Here is a 21,822-nt window from a genome sequence, read left to right as displayed (position 1 = left end):
CATTACATTTTCGTTAAACATTAATTATTTTCGAGTACTCATCTATATAAATCATGTTTTCTGAAAATCTTGCATCCTTTTCTAAAAAAAGAACAAAAAAAATTATAACCAATTGATTTTGTGAATATAAAATTTCATCATCTCATTGCAAATTCCGTACCTGTTATAAAAACAAAGCTCTATTTATCTTTTATAAACAGCAAAAAGGAAACTACATGACATAGCTTCCTTTTTATTATTTACCAGTTGTATTTTATTGTACTCCGCCTCCAAGTGCTCTGTAAAGATCTACCTCAGCATTTAATTTTTCAAGGGTCACATTGATGGCTTCCAGATCATTCTGAAGTTTATTGTTCTGAGCAGTGATCACTTCCAGATAGGTAGCCATCCCACTTTTATATAACTTCAATGCATCATTGATTCCTTTGTCCAGAATAGCTGTTCTCTGTTCTAAAAGCTGTAATCTTTCTGAAGAACCTTTAGACTTTGCCATAGCATCGGAAACTTCTCCCACCGCAGTCATTACAGATTGTTTAAAATTGATGGCTGCTTTTTCCTGTTCAATTAAAGCAGTTTCATAAGATGTTTTCAGTTGTTTTTTCTGAAAAATAGGGGCAGCAAGATTGGCCGCAATTGCTTTGGTAATAGATCCGGGAATATCAAACCATGAGCTGAATTTATTGGAATTTACTCCTATCTGTGGGCTCAGACTGATACTTGGATACATAGCAGCTTTTGCCAATCCGGTTTTGGAATTTAAACTGATAACGTTAAACTCTGCCATCTTCAGATCTGGTCTTCGGCTCAGCAGTTGTGCGGGTAATCCTTCTGACAGCTTATTTTCAGGAATCATTGTTTTCAGATTTCCTTCTCTTTCTACTTTGTCCGGATATTCTCCACAAAGAATACTCAGTGCATTTTCCTGAATAGAAATATTCTGTTTTGCCAAAGGAATCAGCAGCTCAGCGGTTTTCTTCTGTGCTTCCGATTGCTGAACCGCCAATGAATTAATTTGTCCTGCCGCAAACTGAAGATTCATCATTTTAAGGGTATTGTCACTCAACTCAATATTCTGTTCGGCTATTTTCAGCTGTTCATCTAGACTGATCAGATTATAATAAGCCTGAGCTACCTGAACGACGATTCTGCTTTTGATGGCATTTAAATTTTCTTTTTGTCCAAAATATTCTGCCGCCGCGGATTCTTTCTGCATTTTCGCTTTTCCCCAGATGTCTACTTCCCATGAAAGTCTCAGTGCGGCACTGAAATCATCCATGTATTTTGTACCGACAAACTGTTCATTCAGAGAGCCGTTAAGCGTATTGGTAGAAGCCCAGCTTCTGTTGGCACCTGCTGTAAGATCTAATGTTGGCATCAGACCCAGTTTAGCTTGTTTATAAATCAGATCCAGCTGTTCTATATTTTTCAAAGCGACATTCACTTCATTATTTCTTGAAAGGGCTTTATCTATTAGGCCTATCAATTTTGGATCTTTGAAGAATGTCTTCCAGGGAAGAATTACTGTATCTCCTGTCACCTGCATGGATTCTTTGTAGGTCTCGGGAATCTGAAGGTCTGTTCTTGTATATTTTTTCCCTACGGCACAAGACATCAGTAGTGATGCCATTGCGCCTGAAATAAGGAAATTCTTTATATTAAATATGCTCATTTGTCAATTGATTTTCTGTTGTAGTATACTTCTTTTTGGTAGAGAATTTCTCATCCAGATACTGAAAGAACATGTAGAGTACAGGAATGACGAAAACTCCTAAAACCACTCCACTTAGCATTCCCATGGCCGCACTTGTACTGATGGATTTATTTCCTGATGCCATTCCTCCTGAAGAAATCATCAGTGGAACCATTCCCACAATAAAGGCTAATGAAGTCATGATAATAGGACGTAACCTCGCCTTTGCTCCTTCCAGTGCGGAGTCCAGAATCGAAAGACCTGCCTTACGCCTTTGTATGGCAAATTCTACAATCAGGATCGCGTTTTTGGCCAGAAGCCCGATAAGCATGATCAATCCTACCTGTACATAGATGTTGTTATCCAATCCGATGGCTTTTATTCCTAAAAATGCACCTACAATTCCTGTTGGGATGGAAAGCATTACCGCCAGAGGAAGAATATAACTTTCATATTGTGCTGCCAGCAACAGATATACGAAAAGTAAACACAGTCCGAAGATCGTAATGGTTTGATTTCCTGCTGATTTCTCTTCCAAACTTAATCCTGTCCACTCGTAGCTGTAGTCGGATGGTAGCTTGCTTAAAGTCTGTTCCAGTTTATCCATCAATTCTCCATTACTTACGCCTGGTTTTGGAGACACGTTGATATTTAATGAATTGTAAAGGTTATATCGCTGAACGGATTCCGGACCGTAGACTTTTTTCAAAGTAATCAGTGTATTCACCGGAACCATATCTCCTTTTTCATTCTTTACGAAAATATCGTTGAAGGCCTGTTCATCCATTCTGAAAACACCATCTGCTTTAATATTCACTCTATAGAACTTCCCGAATCTTGAGAAATTCTGAGACTGATCTCCTGAGAAATAGGTCTGAACAGTTCCCAACAGATTGGAAATGCTTACTCCCAGCTGCTTTGCTTTATCTTCATTTACTTCAAGTTCCATCTGAGGATAATCTGCCCTGAACATGGTGTAGGCAAATGCTACTTCCGGAACCTGCATCAACTGACCGATCAGTTCATCTGCTTTGGCCTTAAGAACCTGAGGATCTCTTCCCATACGGTCCTGAAGTACAATTTCGGCATCATTCGTCATTCCGTAACCTTCTACAGGAGGCATTCTGAAGGTCATTACACTTCCTTCTTTGATCACTCCCAATTTTGCACTTGCCATGTCTACCACTTCCTGGATATCCTGAACTTCACCTCTTTCTTTTTTAGGCTTCAGTTTAACAAATCCCATTGCATAAGCCGGCCCTGCACTGTTACTAAGAAGGTTGTATCCGGTAATGGAAGTATTTTCCTGCACCGCTTCCACTCCTTTTAAGATATCATTGATCTTGTTGGAAACCTCTGTCGTTTTGGTCAATGCTGTCCCGGGAGGCATGCTTAAAGTGTACATGAAGAATCCGTCATCTTCCATTGGTACAAAACTTTTTGGCGTACTTGACATCAGCCAGCCTCCAACCCCGATAACAACTACGATTAATCCTCCTGCAATCCATTTTCTCCCTATTAAAAAGCGTACTCCTTTTGCATAACGGTTGGTCATATTATTGAATCCAGCATTGAATGCCACAGCAAACCTCTGCCCGAATCCTTTTGGTTTTTTACCTTCTCCCGAGTGATTGTTTTTCAAAAACACGGCACATAAAGCAGGAGTTAAAGTCAATGCGTTAACTGCTGAAATAATGATCGCTATGGCCAATGTATAGGCAAACTGCTTATAGAATAATCCTGCAGAACCGGACATAAATCCGATGGGAATAAATACGGCCGACATCACCAATGTAATAGAGATAACCGCTCCTGTAATCTCACTCATTGCTTTGTGAGTAGCTTCTCTTCCTGAAAGGTTTGTTCCTTCCATATTACTGTGAACAGCTTCTACCACTACAATGGCGTCATCTACTACAATCCCGATGGCCAGTACAAGAGCAAAAAGCGTCAGTACATTGATGGTAAATCCCAAGACCAGAAGGAAGAAGAAGGTACCGATAATCGCCACCGGAACCGCCACTGCCGGAATAATCGTAGATCTGAAATCCTGCAGGAATATAAACACCACTATAAATACGAGGATAAATGCCTCTATCAGGGTAGATTTCACCTGTCCTGTAGCTTCATCCAATCTTTCTTTGGTACTCATTACCTTCGTGTATTTGATACCAGGAGGGAATGATTTTGATAATTGGTCAAGAGCTTTATTCACTCCTATTTCAATCTGATTCGCGTTGGATCCTGTAGTCTGCATAATCGCTACAGTCACTGCATTTTTCCCATTGGAAAGGTTATCTCCGGTATTTGAAATGGCTCCGAATTCTACACGGGCAACATCTTTTAACCTAATAACCTGGCTTCCTGCATTTTTAACAATAATATTTTCATATTGTTCCGGCTTGTTCTTTTTTCCTTTATAGCGGATTACATATTCTAAGGCTGCATCAGATTCCTCCCCAAGTTTTCCCGGAGCAGATTCCAAACTGTGGTCTGCGATCGCTCTGGAAACATCTGCCGGTTCAAGTCCGTAAGATGACATTTTCTGAGGGTTCAGCCATATTCTCATGGAATAATCCTTAAGCCCGAAAACCATGGCCTGCCCAACCCCTTTTACTCTTTTAACCTGTGGAATAAGGTTGATATTCGCATAGTTCTGAAGGAAAGTTTCATCATATTGTTTATTATCTTCCGTATAAATATTGAAAATCAATACCATACTGTTCTGCTGCTTGGAGGTGGTCAATCCCATTCTCACTACTTCCTGCGGTAGTATCGGGGTGGCCTGCTGTACTCTGTTTTGCACGTTTACGGCTGCCTGATCAGCATTCACTCCCTGTTTGAATATAATGGATATCGAGAATGTACCATCATTACTTGCTGTGGATTTCATGTATTCCATATCTTCCACTCCATTGATCTGCTCTTCCAGCGGTGTTACCACAGAACGGATCACGGTTTCACTGTTTCCTCCGGGATATGATCCTGAAACGGTAATCGTGGGTGGAGAAATATCCGGGAATCTGGTCACCGCCAGCTGGTTTAATCCTATGATCCCTAAAATAACAATGATAAGGGATATTACCGTCGCCAGTACAGGACGGTCTATTATCTTTTTTAACATTTTTGAATTTTCTAAGAAAGGTTATACAACTATTTCAAAGGAACAGTGTGTGCCACCACCTGTGCTCCGTCTGTAAGGGCATCAATTCTGTTAATGGCAATCTTATCTCCTGCATTCACGCCTTCTTTGATAAAGTAATCCTGGGAGGTACTTCCTGAAACGGTAATCTGTGTCATTTTCACTTTATCCTTACCATTCAGTTTATAAACAAAGAATCTGTCCTGAATATCTTTTACAGAGGTTTTCGGAAGTTTAATCACACCATTCAGGGCATTATGAATCATCACTCTGGCTGTTCCTCCGGCTCTTAATAATTTGTCCGGATTCTGGAAAACAGCTTTCATCTGAATACTTCCGGTATTTCTGTCGAAATTTCCGCTGGCATTTTCCAGTTTTCCTTTAAGAGAATAAGTGGAACCGTCTGCCAGGATAAGTTCTACATCTTCTGCTGTATTTCCTGATGCCGCAGCCTTGCTGTGTGCAATAAAATCAGCTTCGTTCATTGAAAAGTATACATTCACACTGTTGATGCTTGAAAGCGTGGTTAGTGGTGATGGATCAGACGGGCTGATAAGATTTCCTACTCTGTTCGGAATTCTGCCTATGTATCCGCTCACTGGCGCTTTGATATACGTAAAATTGGCGTTAATCTTTGAGGATCCCAATGATGACTGTGCCTGTGCAACCTGTGCTGATGCTGCTTTATAACTTGCCTGAGCGGTTTTCAGCTGCATATCGGAAACTACTTTTCCTTCTACAAGAGGTTTCAGTTTTTCTACTTCAAGTCTTGCTGATTCCTGTGCCGCCAGTGCTGATTTCAATGCTGCTTCATTGGTATTGACCTGCTCATTGTACACAGATGGATTTATTCTGAAAAGGGTCTGTCCTTTGCTTACATACTGTCCTTCTTTGATATATACTGCCTCCAGATATCCTGTTACCTGTGCTTTGATATCCACATTATCCTGTCCTTCTATGCTTCCCGGATATCCTGTAGACACATCTGCATCTCCGGATTTTACCTGAATAAAATCTGTAGGCAACGCCTGCTGCATCTGCTGGGCATTCTCCTGGCCGCTCCCGGAACCGCATGAGTACAATATGGCTGCAGCTGTAAGTGAAAGTACCAGATATCCTTTTCTGTAATTCATAACATTGGTTTTTAAATTTTACAGGAGCAAAATAACTTCATCTTACAGTGATATTCATTCAGAAGTTGGGTGAAGTGTCATTAATCGCAGATGAAACGTATGATAGGAAAAATGAAGGGAAAGCAGCTATTTTCGTTTATAAATGTGATAAAAAAGAATATTTCGGATGAAAATATAAGTAAAATTGTCAAATACAAATTTGTGGACGATATAAGTGAAGCAAAAAAAAGACTGCTTTTATAGAAGCAGTCTTGTCTGTATTTTTCCAGGATTAATAATCCATCCAGGATTTGAAAACGGAAGCCTTTTCCCGACTCACAATAACCTCCATATCAGGATGTTTCCTCAGTTCGAGCTTTAATTTTCCATTAAAATGATTTAAAATCTGCTTAACGGAATTGATATGAATGATAAATTGTCTGTTGGCACGGAAAAAGAATTTAGGATCCAATTGTTTTTCAAGTTCTTCCAGGGTTTGCGGAACATTCTCCACCACTCCGGTATTCAGCATGGCTTTGCTGATTCCCAATTCGGTATAAAAATAGAGGATATCTTCTGCCAGCACGGTCTTATATCCATCTCTATGGGCAATGAGAAAACGTTTTCTGTAATCTTTCGGCTGGATATAATTTAATAATCCTTCAATGGCTGTTCCTACTACCGGGACGGCTTCCATAAAGGTTTCATAGCGCTTTAATGCAGCATCCAGCTCTTCTTCTTCAATAGGTTTCAGGAGGTAATCTACACTATTGTATTTGAATGCCTGTACTGCATATTCATCATATGCTGTGGTAAATATGACAGCACTCTTAACTTCATGTTTGTTAAATATTTCAAAGCTGAGACCATCTGCAAGGCGTACATCCATCATAATGACATCCGGGACAACATTATTTTCCAGCCAGTGTACTGTTGAGGTGATCGAGTCTTCCACAGACAGAATTTCGATATGCGGTCTTAACTTTAACAACAGTCTTTTTAATCTGTCAGCATTCGGTCTTTCGTCTTCAACAATTAAAACTTTATTAATCTTCATATCAATGGGAGTTTTACAATAAATTTATCTTCAGTTTTTTCAATTACAGGTTTAGGATATCCTAAGATTTCATATCGTGCAACGATATTGGTAAGCCCTACTCCTGAGGAATCCGGTTTGTTGATTAAAGGCAGAAATGTGTTGGAGACTAACAGCTCTCCTTCAGGGTTTGTATAAACGTGAATTTCCAGAGGGTTTACTTTGGATGTCTGATTATGCTTGATAGCATTTTCAACCAGCAACTGTAAAGACAGCGGAAGGGTAAATCTCGATCTGTACTCTTCCTGAATATCTATTTTGAATATAACGCCTTCCCCTATTCTTTTTTCAATCAGAAAGATATAGGACTCTAAAAATTTGAGTTCCTCTTCTACGGCGATAATGTCTTTTTTGGAATTGACCAATAAGTATCTGTATACTCTCGCAAATTTCTCGGAATAGTCATATCCCAATTGCTGATCTTCCAGGATGAGTTCTGACAATACACTTAAATTATTGAAAATAAAATGCGGGTCAATCTGAAGCTTAAGCGCCTGAAGCTCTGCCGCCATTGCAGCCTGCTTGTGTTTTGATGCCCTCAGTTTGTGCTGGGCAGCTTCTACTGCTGTTTTTTTCCAGTTTTCCAATAAATAATCAACGGTATTAAAAGCGCTGATAATCAACGATATGACAATATTAGTAGCGATCCATTGTCCAAGAAGTGTATATTCTTTGCGGGAATCCATTTCAGGTAATGTTACTGAAGTACCATCCACGATTGCATTGATAATAATCACAATCAAAACACTTCCCACGATCTGAAGCAAACACTGAATGAATAATCGCTTTACGGTTCTGTTTCTCCAGGGAAGCCATTTATTGAGTGTTCTGTCTATAAATATACTTACCTCAGAAATAATGATTGAAAAAAAGATAATCCATGTGGCATCTTCCAGAATCATTTTTAAAGGAGCATCAAGGTAGCCTTTCCAAACGGGATCAAAGGGATCAATAAGGTAGGAAAAAACACAGAAAGTGACCACTGCTAACGCCCAGATCACCAGCCTTCTTTTCATGGTGGAAAGAATCTTCTTATTCCGTACTATTTTTTTCCTGATGGCAGAAATCCTGTTCATATCCGGGACTTTATGAATGTAAATATAGAAATAGATTTTATATGAATATCTTCTATTTTAGACGAGACCGCCAAAACAATACCTGAAACGTAAAATAGCAGAGTTAAAATGAATGTGACGGTTCATCACCTGAAAAAGACATTTCATCATCATTTTATGCAACATCACATTATTTTTACAATCAGGGAATAACTGTCTATCATAGTTTTGTAATATTAAATCCGGTACAATGAAAACAATAATTGTCTGCACAGATTTTTCCCACGAAGCTGAAAATGCAACACATTATGCAGCATCTATGGCTAAAGAAAACAAATACAGTATGGTACTTTTCAATCTTCAGTCCGTTTCCATCCATGCCCTGAATGCACAGGCTTCAGCTGATTTTTTCTACACTCAAACGCTTAAAAATCAGAAAAAAATGGAGGATAAGGCAGCGGAACTTAAAAGATTATATACTGTTGAAACCCAGCATCATCTGGCTTCCGGCAATTTTATTGAAGAGCTTGAAAACTGTATGCAGATTCACGATTGTGATTTTATTGTGATGGGAATGGCTGAAAAAACTCTGGAACAAAAGCTTTTGGGAAACAGGGTAACAAGAGCTATCCACAGAATTAAAAAACCGATACTCATTGTTCCCGCTCATATAGAATATACAGGAATCAGAAAAATTCTTTTTGCTTATGATACGCACAAAAGCATGACCTGGTCTGCCATGAATGATATTTACCACTTTATTAATGAATTCAATGCTGAGATTGAGGTATTCAATGTAAGTGAAAGATTAGAAGATTTTGCTGAGATTATTCATGATATTGACCTGAATTCCGGGTACGATCTGGATGATATTAAGTACAGCTTTAAAATGATTCAGTCCATTGAAGTCATCAAGGCGATTGAGGAGGAAATAAAACTGACCAGTCCGGACCTTTTAACCATGATTCCTTATAAATACAATCTTGTAGAATCTCTTTTCCATCGAAGCAAAACAGCCATAATGGCCTATAAGAATAAATTACCATTACTATCAATTCCCTTAAACATAGATTAAGAATCAATAAAAATCTGTTCACATTTGAATTATCCTTTTTGCCTGTAAAGGCTAAATTTTACACTTAATCTTGTTTAACAGGACCGGGAATAGATTTCCGGTCCTGTTTTTATTTTTACAGATTTACTATTACTTTTCCTGCAACGCGGCTGGTCTCTACCTCCAGGTGTGCCAGTGCTATGTCTTCAAACTGGAAAGTTTTATAAACAAATGGTTTCAATACTTCCTGCTTCAATAAGCCCGCAATTGCTTCTGCAGTTTCTTTTTTAGACTGTACCATCATAAACTCAATATTCACCTTTTTCTGCCTGGCTCTCAATGCAATATCCTCAGGAATCTCAGGTGTCGGAAGTGTTATGATAATGCCATTCTCTTTCACAACATCTACCGAATCCGACAGCGTTTTTCCCTGAAGGGTATCAATGACGATATCTGCATCCTGCACCTTTTCATAAAAGTTTTCCGTTGTATAATCAATATGTTCATCAGCCCCAAGCGACAAAACAAATTCTTTATTTTTACCGGATGATATGCCGATAACATACGCTCCGAAATGCTTCGCCATCTGAACAGCAAAATGGCCGACACCACCTGAAGCGGCATGGACCAGAACCTTGCTTCCTTTTTTAATTCCGGCAACATCCACTAAGGCCTGATATGCCGTTAAAGCAGCCATTGAGGCCGCGGCAGCCTGCTGATGGGTAATATTCTGAGGCTTTAATGCCAGATGAGCCGCCGGAGCAGCCACATATTCTGCATAGGCATTTCCTTTTCCAAAAAAATTGACCATTCCGAAGACTTCATCTCCAGATTTAAAATCAGTTACACTTTTCCCGGTTTCTACGACTTCTCCCGAGATATCCCATCCTAAAATAACGGGTCTCTTTTCTTCAAAAATCCAGTTCACAACTCCTTCATATGCTCTGGACTTTACATCTACAGGATTAATGCTTACCGATACTACTTTTACCAATACTTCATCATTTCCTATGACAGGCTTATCTATTTCCGTAAATTGAAGGTTTTCAACGCCTCCTGCTTCGTTTACAATAACAGCTTTCATTTTTTTTTGATTTTAATTATCGGACAAATGTAGTCTCATCATATCTTTGCAGCAAGTATGTACTTTTTGGTAATCTACATACTAAAAATATACTAATACTGATTATCAAACCATTGAAAAAATGTTAAAAATAAAAAAAGTTACAAATGAGCCATCCTGTCCTGTTGACTATGCCTTTAAACGGATTGGAGGAAAGTACAAAGGCCGTATTTTATGGTATCTTCATCTGAAGACAGTTATGCGGTATGGCGAACTTCGTAAAACCCTTTCTGATATTACCCCTAAAATGCTTACCCAGACTGTCCGGGAGCTGGAAGATGACGGGCTTATCCATAGAGAAGTGTATCACGAAGTTCCTCCTAAGGTAGAATATTCTCTAACGGAAACCGGCGCCGAGCTCATTCCTTTTATTGATTATCTCAGAATTTGGGGTGAAAACCAGATTGAAAAAGAGAGGATAAAAAGGTAAACCTTTCCTGCAAAGCCATGAATGTTCATCATGGTTTTAATTTTATTATTGAAGGAATACCATTGGATATTTTTAATTAAAAAAACAAACCTCGTAATTCCTATTCAACTGAATATCAAAAAGTCGTAAATTTAGTAAAGGATAAAAACAGTGTTTTCACCCTTTTTTATAGTTGTGTCGTTCGCTAATTTTGTTCCATAAAATTAAAACCATAAAAATGAAAACTTCCTTTTTTACTAAGATTTCACCTTTGCTTTGTGCAGCATTTATTTTGACTTTTTGTCTGATCGGCTGCTCCGAACCTCCTAAAGAACCCGTTAGCAACAGTTATAAAAAGAAACTGATCAGCTACCGTGAAGGGCGCGTCCTTTTTGATGAATACACCAGAACCAATCATGAAATTCTCATGAAGTACAGAAACGGTGAACCTGATTCGAGATGGTACTGGTTTTCGCTTGAAGATATGGAAGGCTATATTAAATATGTAAAAGAAAATGCCAGAAAACAAAAATTAAAAAATCCGGGAATCAGGATCTACATGGGAAAATATCCAATGAATCATCCTAAAAACAGAATGGCAAAACCTGAATATGCAGGCTATCAAACTATATTTTTAGTACCTACTGCCCAAAAAAGAGAAAGAGAGAAGGCTATGGCCAGATCAGCCACCACCGAAGAAAACACAGACGTTACTTCAATAGAATCTATGAATATGACCAATCTGGCACCACCGCCAAAAACGTTATCGGAAACAATGCCTTAAAAAACACAGCATTATGAACTGGAATATTGAAACAGGGAAACAGATATCGATGGCCATTTCCATTGTAGTGATGATTCTAATGGTCATAAAATACAGAAAAACCGGAAAGGAGAATTTATTTTTTATCATAGGATATCTGTTGTTTTCCCTGATTGATATTTCCTGTTATTTCTATTTCAAGCTTACCAATCTGCCTACGGACATCTTCTATGTAATTGGTTTTTTAATGATTGTATTTTTTCTGTACTTATTGTATTATTACCAATTATTATATGTTCCGCTGCTCAAAAAGATACAGACCATCATCCTGATTCTTTTTGTTTTCAATATTGCTGTGATGTTTTATACAGAAGATGATCTGCTTCATCATTTTTCTTTTAATATGCTCTATGCAGATATTCTTCTGTTGCTATTTTCAATCATTTTGTTCCTGTACCAAACCTTTAATTCTGATAAAGTATTGGAAATCAAAAATTACTTACCATTCTGGATATCAGTTGCTTTGCTAATATTCTTTATTGGAAGCATCCCCATATTCTTTTTCAGAACTACTGTATCAGAGACTATTTATTTCTTTATTTTATTTATGCTGAATCTGATCAGTAATGGCATACTCATATTAGGTTTACTCTGGAACAAACAGGAAAGAATAACATAAAAGCTTTGCAGATATGGAAGAGAATAATCTGGTTATCATCTTTACTATTACTTTATTCATCGTTGTTTTGACAATGGTCTTCATCTATGCGGTTTTTATCAGGAAAAAAACAACCCTGCTGATTGAGCAGAAGGAAAAAGATCTTCGGTTTGAAAAGGAACTGGCGACTTCCCAGGTAGAAATGAAAGAACAAACTCTGAATTATATCGGGCAGGAATTGCATGATGATCTGGGTCAAAAACTATCCGTAGTCCGCTTACGCCAGAACCAATTGATTACCAAACTCCAAAATACAGAAAAAGAAGACCTCATCGAGCTCAATGAATTATTGGGAGAATGTATACAGGATATAAGAAATCTGTCTAAAACATTAATCACTGAACAGATCATTCATTTCGGACTGGCAGAATCCATTGAAAGAGAAGTGAAGAGAATTAAAAAACTAAAATTATTAAAAATAGAATTCATTACGCAAAAACAGGATATTGATATTTCGCCTAAACACGGACTGATCCTTTTCAGAATTATCCAGGAAAGTATCAATAATATTCTGAAACATTCCAAAGCCAAAAATGTTTCCATACACATGGAGGATGACTGTGAAAAATTACATATCAGTATCTCGGACAACGGAAGAGGCTTTGATATCAATAGTAATCAGGACGGCTCAGGATTAAAAAATATGGAACTGAGAGCCAAACTGATTCACGCTGAACTGTCTATACAATCAGAACTGAATAAAGGAACACAAACTTTGATAACCTATCATAAAAATTTATTATGAAAACTATTCCCATAGCGATCGTAGATGATCATACCTTAATCTCCAAAGCGCTGGAGAATATGATCACAGAAAACACTCAATATCGGGTCATTATGAATCATCCCAACGGAGAAGAATTTATTGCAGGCGTGGAAAAAGCTTCTGAATTACCCGCTGTAGTCCTGATGGATGTCAATATGCCTTATAAAAATGGTATAGAAACTACAGAATGGCTTACAGAGCATTATCCTGATATTAAAGTCATTGCCCTTACCATGGATGATGATGAAAGAATATTGATTAAAATGCTGAAAGCAGGCGCTAAAGGCTATCTGCTAAAAGACATGCAGCCTTCTATCCTTTTCCAGGCTATTGAAACGGTATTTGAGAAAGGCAGCTTTTATACTGATTTTGTAGCCCAAAAGTTATTGAAAGTAAAAACAGAGGAAGCGAAAAATGCCTCCCTGCTTTCTGAGCTGAGAGACCGGGAGAAAGAATTTATCAAATGGGCCTGCAGCGAACTTACTTATAAGGAGATTGCTGATAAAATGTGCCTCAGTCCTAAAACCATTGATGGCTACAGAGATTCGGTTTTCGTAAAACTGGATATAAAAAACAGAGCGGGTCTGGTACTTTTTGCTTTAAAGCATGATTTGTGCTGACTTAATTTTTAATCCTATTTATTCCCTGAAAAAATAAACATTTTTACATTCTATTGACGAATCCGGCAGCTTTTCAAGCTGCCGGATTTTTATTTCACAACTCATTCATTTGCAAACGAAAAGGTGTTTTTCCTTTTTCAAAATACGGTTTTCTCCTCTGTTTTTGCTCTTCTGAAAGATGGAATTTTGTCATAGAAAAAAACACAAAAAGGCAGCCCCCGAAAAGCCGGAACAGAGTAGGGAATATTTTTTAAAACTAATACAATGAAAAAAGCACTTATCGTAGGAATTAATGATTATGCACCCATCGGATACGGTGGTCCGGATCTTAACGGCTGTGTAAACGATGCGAGAGATATGGCAAACACATTGGTGATCTGTGGTTTTAGTCCGGCAAAGATTAAAATCCTGACCAATCAGAATGCTACAAGAGCGAATATATTGAACTATCTGAAATCCATGATCAGCACAAGCGTAAAAGGAGATTCTCTCGTTTTTTATTATTCAGGACACGGAACCAGAGTGGCCAATATCGGATCGGATCTAGAACTGGATGGTTTGGACGAGGCTATTTGTCCGCATGATTATGCCAATAACGGAGTCATTCGTGATGATGATTTTAAAACTGTTCTCAGCAAGCTAAAAGCCGAAGTGAATATGGAAGTTATCTTCGACTGCTGTTATTCGGGAACGGGAACCCGAAAAATGGATCTGGGGCTGGAAGCTGATCTTCTCAACGAAACTGCCCGCTATATCCCTCCAATGCTTGAGGATGAGTTTTATCTCACTTACGCCAGCGAAATGGAGACCTCTAAAAATTCAAAAAAATCAACCATTCTCACTAAAGCGCTTGTGCCTGTTGCCGGAATGAATCATACGTTATGGGCTGCAGCAAAAGACAATCAGGTGTCCATGGAAGGAAATATCAGCGGACAAATTCGAGGGTATTTCACCTACCACTTCTGTAAAATCTTACGTGCAACCAATGGTAATATTGTAAGAAAAACTCTTGATAAACAGGTTGCCATTGCCTTAGCGGCTATGGGAGCTGCCCAGATCAACCAGACAGAAAGTATCACTGCAGAATTTTCACAAAAAATATTCATTTAACTAATAACCATTACCGGCGGAATCCGAAAAGCCCTCAAAAGAGTAGGAATTTACCAGATTAAAAATAATAATCATGTCTAAAACCGAAAACAACAATCCAATGACCGCTGAAGAAGTTCTAAGACTTAGAACTGTTAAAGCAAAATCAACTGAAAAACCGTCAGCCATCGAAAAATTATTCAGCCAGGCTCCAGCTATGGAAACCATTAACGGAAGAACTTTTCCTAAAGGAATGAAAACAATAGGAATGCCGATGGACGAAAAAACAGCAGAAAACCGAGCTCTGGAAACTGACCATTTCTACCCTACCCATGCTGATTTTGAATACAATCCAAAACTTGAACCGAAAAGAGACCGTAAACCCAAATTCATTGACAGAGATTCTTTCCTGACTCCTGAAAATGCAAGAACCATCTTTGGAGTCGATCAGAGAAAAGTATACAATTCTACAGCTTATCCATGGAGATGTGTCGGCAGAGTAGAAAGTTCTCTGGGTTCTGGAAGCGGTGTGATGATCGGACCGAGACACCTTCTTACCTGCTCTCACATTGTAGACTGGCAGCCTAATAATACAACAGGATGGCTGAAATTCACCCCAATGTATTACAACGGAAGCGCTCCTTACGGAACTGCCTGGGGTACTTTAACGTATTACAGGTATAAAGTTGCAGGACCTTCTATTGATTCTACAGAAATTCAATACGATTATGTTGTGATTGTATTGGACAGACCAATCGGAAACAGCACAGGCTGGTTAGGTTCAAAATCCTATTCCGATTCATGGGACGGAGGTGCTTACTGGACTCACGCAGGTTATCCGGGAGACCTTACCGGAACTCAAAGACCGACCTACCAAACAGGTATCGCACTGGATGGAGATTTCTGGAGTGCTGATGACAACGAAAGCATGAGCCATAAAGCAGATATATGGCCTGGACAAAGCGGAGGTCCTTTCTGGGGATATTGGGATGGCTCTCCGTATGCTGTGGCTACTCAAAGCGCGCATAATCCAAGCGATAATTTTGCAAGTGGCGGCTCGGATTTAGTCAATCTGGTCATCAGAGCGAGAAATGAACATCCTTAATTTATTTTTTTAGTTTAAATCAAAGTCTGCCTTTCGGGGTGGACTTTTTTATGCAGATTAAAATATCGGACTGATTTAGGCAGTATTCTCAATATTTTAATACATTTGTTTAAAACATACTTCAGATGAATTTCGAACAGATCAATTTACACCTTGAAGCTTATAAAGAACATGATCAGATTTTGGATGCTGCTAAATACCTGATCCATTCTTTTAATCTGGAACATGAAAACTTTGCAGGATTCGGATTTAGGCAGGAATTATCTCCTACCTCAATGCTTCTCACTGCAGAAGGAGATCTGGGAGGGCCACAAACGGTCATGATTCCAAGAAATTTATTTGATTTTGACCTGAACCTTGTTCTGAATATGGTTGCCCACGAAATGCTTCATGTAAGACAAAAAGCACCCGGACAAGTTATTGAAGACAAAAATGAAAGGGAATTTCAAGCGTATTATGAAATGCTTTTTCACAAAGTTTTCCCGCACATTCCGGAAGTTTCGGATTTCCATAAAAAATTCTTCGGTGGAAAGGCCCTTGAATATTATAAAAGAATGGGTCAAGGCTCAGTATTGCAACAAAAATATGCAGAACAGAAAATAGAAGTAGAACATTTAATAAACGAATTACCATGACAGTAAAACCAGAGATCACCTGGGCGGATTTTGAAAAAATAGACATCAGATGTGGAACCATACTTTCAGTAAATGATTTTGAAAAAGCAAGAAACCCATCTTACCAACTGGAGATCGATTTTGGAGACTTGGGAATCAGAAAATCATCTGCCCAAATTACCTCTCTTTATGAAAAAGAAGACCTTGTAGGAAAACAGATTTTAGCGGTTGTCAATTTTCCTAAAAAACAGATTGCCAATTTCTTCAGCGAATGTCTTGTGTTAGGATTATATGGAGAGGACAAAAACGATGTTACTCTTTTAACCCCTTCGTTACCTACAAAAAATGGAATGCAGGTAGGATAGATACCCAACAAAAACACATATGATACAGAACATACCGTTAGAAAGAGTTTTATTCCTTGACATTGAGACTGTTCCACAGGCAGGCTCCTGGAACGACTTATCCGAAACAGAGCAATATCTGTGGGATAAAAAAACAAAATTCCAGAGAAAAGAAGATGTGACTGCAGAAGAGTTTTATGACAGGGCCGGTATTATGGCCGAGTTTGGAAAAATTATCTGCATCACCATCGGAATGGTTGAAAAGAATGAAACCTTAAAAATAAAAAGCTTTTCCGGACATGATGAAAAGAAAATGCTTCAGGAATTTGGAGAAATCTTCAACAGTCCAAGGCTTTACAATGTGATTCTCTGTGCACATAACGGAAAAGAATTTGATTTTCCTTGGATTGCCAGAAGATATCTAATCAATGGAATACAGCCACCGGCACCGTTCCAGATGTTTGGAAAAAAACCATGGGAGGTTCCCCACATAGATACAATGGAGCTTTGGAAGTTCGGGGATTATAAGAGTTTTGTATCGCTGGAACTACTGGCGCATGTCTTTGGTATTCCTACTCCGAAAGATGATATTGACGGCTCAATGGTTTCATCAATTTACTACATAGAAAAAGACTTGCAGAGAATTGTTGACTATTGTGAAAAAGATGTCTTAACTTTGGCAAATATTTTCCGGCGCATGCGTCAGGAAGATTTGTTGAAAAGGAATATCAATCTAGATTAAAAAATGAAATTTACAGACGATCAAATTGCTGACATTGGTGAGGAAATCATTGGTGTATTAAAAACCGTATATGACCCTGAAATTCCGGTAGATATTTACGAATTAGGGCTGATTTACGATGTCCAGATCTCCGATGATGCTGACGTAAAAATTATCATGACACTTACTACTCCCAACTGTCCGGTTGCAGAAACACTTCCTCAGGAAGTAAAAGATAAAGTGGCTGAAGTAGAGCATGTAAACAGTGTAGATTTAGAGCTTACTTTCGAACCGAGCTGGAATAAGGATATGATGAGCGAAGAGGCGAAGTTTGAGCTGGGAATGCTTTAATCACTCTTAACAAATATAAAACCCCGAAGAAGTATTTTCGGGGTTTTTATTTTTAAATATCTTTTGCGATTTCCTTGCCTTCTCTCCTGCTCCATTCACTCCATGAACCTACATACAGATCCGGAATGGGAAATCCTGCATAATCCAGGGCTAAAATTGTATGACACGCAGTAACTCCTGACCCACAATGAATGATCAGACGATCAGGCTTATCTTGTAATAACTTGCTGTATTTTTCTTTTAAGATTTCCGGACTCAGAAAATTTCCGCTTTCATCAAGGTTTTCAGAAAAAGGAATATTAATCGCTCCCGGAATATGACCGGCGACCAAATCAATAGGCTCAGATTCTCCTTTATAACGATAAGCATCTCTTACATCAATAACTGTAGAAGAATCGTTTGTTAATTCATTTTCAACCACTTCCAGACTCGAAACCGGAAGACTCCAGTGATTTTTTTTAATTAAAGCGGCTTTATCAAATTTCTCTTCCCCGGAAGAAAATTCTAATCCTGCTTTTTCCGCTGCCTGCATTCCGCCATCGAGAACCTGAACATTTTTAATTCCAAAAGACTTTACCATCCACCAGGCACGTGCCGCCGCATTCGAAGCATTTTTATCATCATACACAACAATATGAGCATCCTCTGAAATCCCAAGATCTGAAAGTGTCTCTGCAAACTTTTCTACGGAAGGAAGCGGATGCCTGCCTCCAAAAGCAGCATTTTCTCCAATCTCTGCCAGATCTCTGTCCAGATCTATGAACCGGGCTCCCTTAATGTGTTTATCAAGGTAGTTTTGCTTTGCATCTTTTCCGGTTCTAGCATCAATAATAATAAGATTTTCAGCAGGGATATTTTTGAGTTCAGATGACGAAATTATTGGAGTCATTTTGTTGATTTTTGGGTTAATTTAATTATGTTTTGGCTAAAGCCATATGTATTTTAATATAGTAAAGCGGGCTAAAGCCCGCTCCTATTGATAGTTTTCTCGCAGATTCTGCTGATTAAGCAGATCTTCTTTTCTATCTGTGGGATCTGCAGAATCTGCGAGAAATTTATTCTTCTTAAAAATGAAAAATATCCTTCGCCTTGTTATAAGAACTTTCAAAGTTCAGAAGGTTCAGCTTATGTTCAGCTTTTTCCACACTCATAAAATTGATCACCTGTTCTGTAGGCATATTTCCCACAAGATCATCTTTAGCCATTGGACATCCTCCGATTCCTTTGATGGCACTATCAAATCTTCGGCAGCCTTGATCGTAAGCCGCTTTTAATTTTGAATAAGAATCTTCATAACGGTTATGAAAGTGTCCCCCGAAATTAATTTCAGGATATTTTGAAGGTATTTTTTCAAACAAAAGAGCAATCGTTTCAGGAGTTGCCACTCCGGTAGTATCTGATAATAAAATATCTTTTACTCCGATGTCCGAAAACTTTTGTGCCCATTGGTCAACATCCTCCCACTTCCACATTTCGCCATATGGATTTCCAAAAGCCATCGAGAAATAGATATTAAGCTGTTTCCCTTCACTTTTTACCAGCTCAAGCATTTTAATGATTTCATCGAAAGCTTCTTCCTGACTTTTATTCGTATTTCTGTGCTGAAAAGTTTCAGAAATAGAGAACGGAAAGCCCAGAATATCTACTGACTCGTGTTTTAATGCTTTTTCGGCTCCTCTGTAATTACCAATAATAGCAGAAACTTTGGTCTTGGAACGTGATTTGTCGATATTTTTTGCCACCTCATCAGAGTCAGCCATCTGCGGAATCGCTTTAGGAGAAACAAAACTCAGGCAGTCCAATACATCAAAGCCAACATCCATCAAGGAGTTGATATAATCTATTTTTTTATCGGTAGGGATAAATTCTCCCCATCCCTGCATTGCATCTCTAGGACATTCGGTAAGAAACATTTTTACTTTTTGATTTTCTCAAATATAATAAAACTAAACTACTTGGTACACTATATACACAAAGCTAACACTATTTTGATTTTCAAAGATTTATATCTGATTCATAATTTCAATAATTGATATTAAATCGCAAATAACGTATTCTCAGCATCAAATTTGCTAACTTTGTTAAAATTTATGATATCTGATGAGTACAATAGAATTCAACCCTTTGTGGAAAGAAAAATTACTGAACCGTTTTCTTAGCTATGTAAAAATATATTCAACCAGTGATGCAGAAAGTGAAACTACACCTTCTACTGAACGTCAGTGGGATATTGCCAACTATATTACTGAAGAACTTAAGACCATCGGTCTGGAAGATGTTTCTATAGACAGCAATGGTTATATTATGGGCTATGTTCCTTCTAACCTTGAAAATGATGACAGACCTACCATCGGATTTATTTCACATTATGATACTTCACCTGATTTCAGCGGAGAAAATGTAAAACCTCAGATTTGGGAAAACTATGATGGAAACGATCTTCTTTTGAACCAGGCAACAGGATTCACACTATCTCCTTCAAGATTTGAAAGCTTAAAAAAATATGTTGGTCAGACATTAATTACTACTGACGGAAATACGCTTCTTGGTGCTGATGATAAAGCCGGCTGTGCAGAGATTGTAACAGCTGCTGAATATCTTATCGCGCATCCGGAAATCAAACATGGAAGAATTGCTATTGGATTTACTCCGGATGAAGAGATTGGAAGAGGAGCGCATAAATTTGACGTTGCTAAATTTGGTGCAGAATGGGCTTATACAATGGATGGCGGAGAAGTTGGAGAACTTGAATATGAAAACTTTAACGCAGCCGGAGCCGTGGTGAAAATCCACGGATTAAGTGTTCACCCCGGTTATGCTTACGGAAAAATGATCAATGCTGCTCTATTAGCGGCTGAATTTGCTCAAATGCTTCCTGCTAATGAAACACCTGCCACAACAAAAGGCTTTGACGGGTTCTATCACTTAATGGATATTACGGCTGATATTTCAGAGGCTAAACTTCAATATATTATCCGTGATCATGATGCAGATAAATTTGAAGCCAGAAAGAAATTCATGGAAGAAAAAGTAGCTGAATTCAATCAAAAACATGGAGAAGGAACTGCTGAAGTAGAGATTAAAGAGCAGTACAGAAACATGAAACAGCAGTTTGAAGGTAAAATGCACATTGTAGACCTCGCTGCAAAAGCAATGACTGAAGCAGGTATAGAACCTAAGATCAAAGCGATCAGAGGAGGTACAGACGGTGCTCAGCTTTCTTATATGGGACTTCCCTGCCCGAATATCTTTGCAGGAGGAATCAACTTCCACGGACCCTACGAATATGTAGCTTTGGAGAGCATGGAAAAAGCAACTGAAGTCATTATTAATATTGTAAAAGCTTAATAATCATGAAAAAGGTCTTAGCATCAGCATTCATTTTCACTTTTATTTTCAGCAGTGCCCAGGTTTCTGAATTTCAGAGGGCAGACTCACGCTATGAAAGAAAGAAAACGGCTCTGTATAATAAATATCCTAAGCCTAATGATTTAAGAACCAAGAAAGAATGGCTTTTGACAGAGGATAAAATAACAGCTTACAAGACCGCTTTGGATAAAGCTTCTCTTGAGGATCAGAAAATGATCAACGCAGATCCTCCTGTAAAAACAAAAGTGAGTAAGGAAGCAGAATACGATAAAGGAAAAACCGCTTTTCAAAAACTTTTATATGAAGCTGTAAATCTTGATTTTCTTAACTTTTCTTCGGAAACCTACAAGGCAACGATAAGTTTTGTTGTAGATTCCAAAGGGAATGCTCTTGATCCCAAGGTAAAAGGAAACAATGAAGATGTAAACGCATTCATTGAAGCCGCTTTTTACCGGATTAAAGATAAGGGCAAGTGGAAACCTGCAGAAGACAAAGGGAAACCGGTCTCTTCAAATGTTTCCGTTCCTTTAACAATGTCCTTTAAAAAATAATATATAGAACCCGCTATGATGATAGCGGGTTTTTATTTTTCATATAATAAAAACATAATCAAAGATCATTATGTTGTTGATATTAATTTAACACAATTCTTTTGTAAGTTTTAAATAATTCACTTAATTT

At 38.2% G+C, this 21,822-nt stretch carries 22 protein-coding genes; 14 read left to right on the top strand and 8 right to left on the bottom strand.

Annotation, left to right across the window (positions count from 1 at the left end):
- Positions 1-253: 253 nt before the first annotated feature.
- From A1704_RS10145 to A1704_RS10125, 5 genes are all read right to left on the bottom strand, one after another.
- Positions 254-1,669 (bottom strand): efflux transporter outer membrane subunit, encoded by a 1,416-nt coding sequence (locus A1704_RS10145; protein ID WP_062673016.1) that lies wholly within the window; start codon positions 1,667-1,669, stop codon positions 254-256.
- Complete coding sequence (locus A1704_RS10140; protein ID WP_062673014.1) at positions 1,656-4,814, bottom strand: efflux RND transporter permease subunit; 3,159 nt, start codon at positions 4,812-4,814, stop codon at positions 1,656-1,658. Before A1704_RS10140 ends, A1704_RS10145 begins: the two co-directional genes overlap by 14 nt.
- 29 nt (positions 4,815-4,843) lie before the next feature.
- The gene (locus tag A1704_RS10135; RefSeq protein WP_062673012.1) at positions 4,844-5,965 is read right to left on the bottom strand and encodes an efflux RND transporter periplasmic adaptor subunit; all 1,122 of its coding nucleotides are present in this window, start codon (positions 5,963-5,965) and stop codon (positions 4,844-4,846) included.
- Positions 5,966-6,236: 271 nt separating this feature from the next.
- Entirely contained in the window at positions 6,237-7,001 is a 765-nt protein-coding gene (locus A1704_RS10130; protein WP_062673010.1) for a LytR/AlgR family response regulator transcription factor, read from the bottom strand.
- Positions 6,998-8,116 (bottom strand): sensor histidine kinase, encoded by a 1,119-nt coding sequence (locus tag A1704_RS10125; protein ID WP_062673008.1) that lies wholly within the window; start codon positions 8,114-8,116, stop codon positions 6,998-7,000. Before A1704_RS10125 ends, A1704_RS10130 begins: the two co-directional genes overlap by 4 nt.
- A 229-nt stretch (positions 8,117-8,345) precedes the next feature.
- Here A1704_RS10125 and A1704_RS10120 point away from each other — a divergent pair, with 229 nt between their 5' ends.
- Positions 8,346-9,170 carry a universal stress protein gene (locus A1704_RS10120; RefSeq protein WP_062673005.1) on the top strand — a complete coding sequence of 275 codons (825 nt, stop codon included), beginning with the start codon at positions 8,346-8,348 and terminating at the stop codon, positions 9,168-9,170.
- A gap of 115 nt (positions 9,171-9,285) precedes the next feature.
- Here A1704_RS10120 and A1704_RS10115 read toward each other — a convergent pair whose 3' ends face one another.
- Positions 9,286-10,233 (bottom strand): NADP-dependent oxidoreductase, encoded by a 948-nt coding sequence (locus tag A1704_RS10115; protein WP_062673003.1) that lies wholly within the window; start codon positions 10,231-10,233, stop codon positions 9,286-9,288.
- Between the two features lie 121 nt (positions 10,234-10,354).
- Here A1704_RS10115 and A1704_RS10110 point away from each other — a divergent pair, with 121 nt between their 5' ends.
- The 11 genes from A1704_RS10110 (at position 10,355) to A1704_RS10060 (ending at position 17,772) form a co-directional block, all read left to right on the top strand.
- Complete coding sequence (locus tag A1704_RS10110; RefSeq protein ID WP_062673001.1) at positions 10,355-10,702, top strand: winged helix-turn-helix transcriptional regulator; 348 nt, start codon at positions 10,355-10,357, stop codon at positions 10,700-10,702.
- Between the two features lie 217 nt (positions 10,703-10,919).
- Entirely contained in the window at positions 10,920-11,465 is a 546-nt protein-coding gene (locus A1704_RS10105; protein ID WP_062672992.1) for a hypothetical protein, read from the top strand.
- Between the two features lie 13 nt (positions 11,466-11,478).
- Positions 11,479-12,123, top strand: coding sequence for a hypothetical protein (locus A1704_RS10100; protein ID WP_062672990.1), 645 nt, complete (start codon positions 11,479-11,481; stop codon positions 12,121-12,123).
- Positions 12,124-12,136: 13 nt separating this feature from the next.
- Positions 12,137-12,907, top strand: a complete 771-nt coding sequence (locus A1704_RS10095) for a sensor histidine kinase (RefSeq protein WP_062672988.1) — start codon at positions 12,137-12,139, stop codon at positions 12,905-12,907.
- Positions 12,904-13,548 (top strand): response regulator transcription factor, encoded by a 645-nt coding sequence (locus A1704_RS10090; RefSeq protein WP_062672986.1) that lies wholly within the window; start codon positions 12,904-12,906, stop codon positions 13,546-13,548. The genes A1704_RS10095 and A1704_RS10090 overlap by 4 nt, the downstream gene beginning before the upstream one ends.
- Positions 13,549-13,812: 264 nt before the next feature.
- Positions 13,813-14,658, top strand: coding sequence for a caspase family protein (locus A1704_RS10085; protein ID WP_062672984.1), 846 nt, complete (start codon positions 13,813-13,815; stop codon positions 14,656-14,658).
- Positions 14,659-14,731: 73 nt separating this feature from the next.
- Positions 14,732-15,742 carry a trypsin-like serine peptidase gene (locus A1704_RS10080; RefSeq protein ID WP_062672982.1) on the top strand — a complete coding sequence of 337 codons (1,011 nt, stop codon included), beginning with the start codon at positions 14,732-14,734 and terminating at the stop codon, positions 15,740-15,742.
- A 125-nt stretch (positions 15,743-15,867) separates the two neighbouring features.
- Positions 15,868-16,377, top strand: coding sequence for a hypothetical protein (locus tag A1704_RS10075; protein WP_062672980.1), 510 nt, complete (start codon positions 15,868-15,870; stop codon positions 16,375-16,377).
- On the top strand, positions 16,374-16,721 hold the full coding sequence (locus A1704_RS10070) for a tRNA-binding protein (RefSeq protein ID WP_062672979.1): 348 nt from the start codon (positions 16,374-16,376) through the stop codon (positions 16,719-16,721). The genes A1704_RS10075 and A1704_RS10070 overlap by 4 nt, the downstream gene beginning before the upstream one ends.
- A gap of 19 nt (positions 16,722-16,740) precedes the next feature.
- On the top strand, positions 16,741-17,442 hold the full coding sequence (locus A1704_RS10065) for a 3'-5' exonuclease (RefSeq protein WP_062672977.1): 702 nt from the start codon (positions 16,741-16,743) through the stop codon (positions 17,440-17,442).
- 3 nt (positions 17,443-17,445) lie between these two features.
- Positions 17,446-17,772: an SUF system Fe-S cluster assembly protein gene (locus A1704_RS10060; protein ID WP_047422116.1), complete on the top strand. Its 327-nt coding sequence runs from the start codon at positions 17,446-17,448 to the stop codon at positions 17,770-17,772.
- A 52-nt stretch (positions 17,773-17,824) separates the two neighbouring features.
- On the opposite strand, the gene A1704_RS10055 is transcribed toward A1704_RS10060, so the two are convergent.
- Both A1704_RS10055 and A1704_RS10050 read right to left on the bottom strand, forming a co-directional pair.
- On the bottom strand, positions 17,825-18,661 hold the full coding sequence (locus tag A1704_RS10055; protein WP_062672975.1) for a sulfurtransferase: 837 nt from the start codon (positions 18,659-18,661) through the stop codon (positions 17,825-17,827).
- Positions 18,662-18,836: 175 nt separating this feature from the next.
- Entirely contained in the window at positions 18,837-19,685 is an 849-nt protein-coding gene (locus tag A1704_RS10050) for a hydroxymethylglutaryl-CoA lyase (protein ID WP_062672973.1), read from the bottom strand.
- A 187-nt stretch (positions 19,686-19,872) separates the two neighbouring features.
- On the opposite strand from A1704_RS10050, the gene pepT reads away from it, so the two are divergent.
- Positions 19,873-21,120: a peptidase T gene (gene pepT, locus A1704_RS10045; RefSeq protein ID WP_062672971.1), complete on the top strand. Its 1,248-nt coding sequence runs from the start codon at positions 19,873-19,875 to the stop codon at positions 21,118-21,120.
- 5 nt (positions 21,121-21,125) lie between these two features.
- Positions 21,126-21,692: an energy transducer TonB gene (locus A1704_RS10040; protein WP_062672969.1), complete on the top strand. Its 567-nt coding sequence runs from the start codon at positions 21,126-21,128 to the stop codon at positions 21,690-21,692.
- Positions 21,693-21,822 lie beyond the last annotated feature (130 nt).

The sequence above is a fragment of the Chryseobacterium cucumeris genome, assembly GCF_001593385.1.
GTDB classification, from domain to species: Bacteria; Bacteroidota; Bacteroidia; order Flavobacteriales; family Weeksellaceae; genus Chryseobacterium; species Chryseobacterium cucumeris.
Note: the sequence above shows the minus strand (reverse complement) of the source record. Positions and strands in the feature narration are given on the sequence as shown.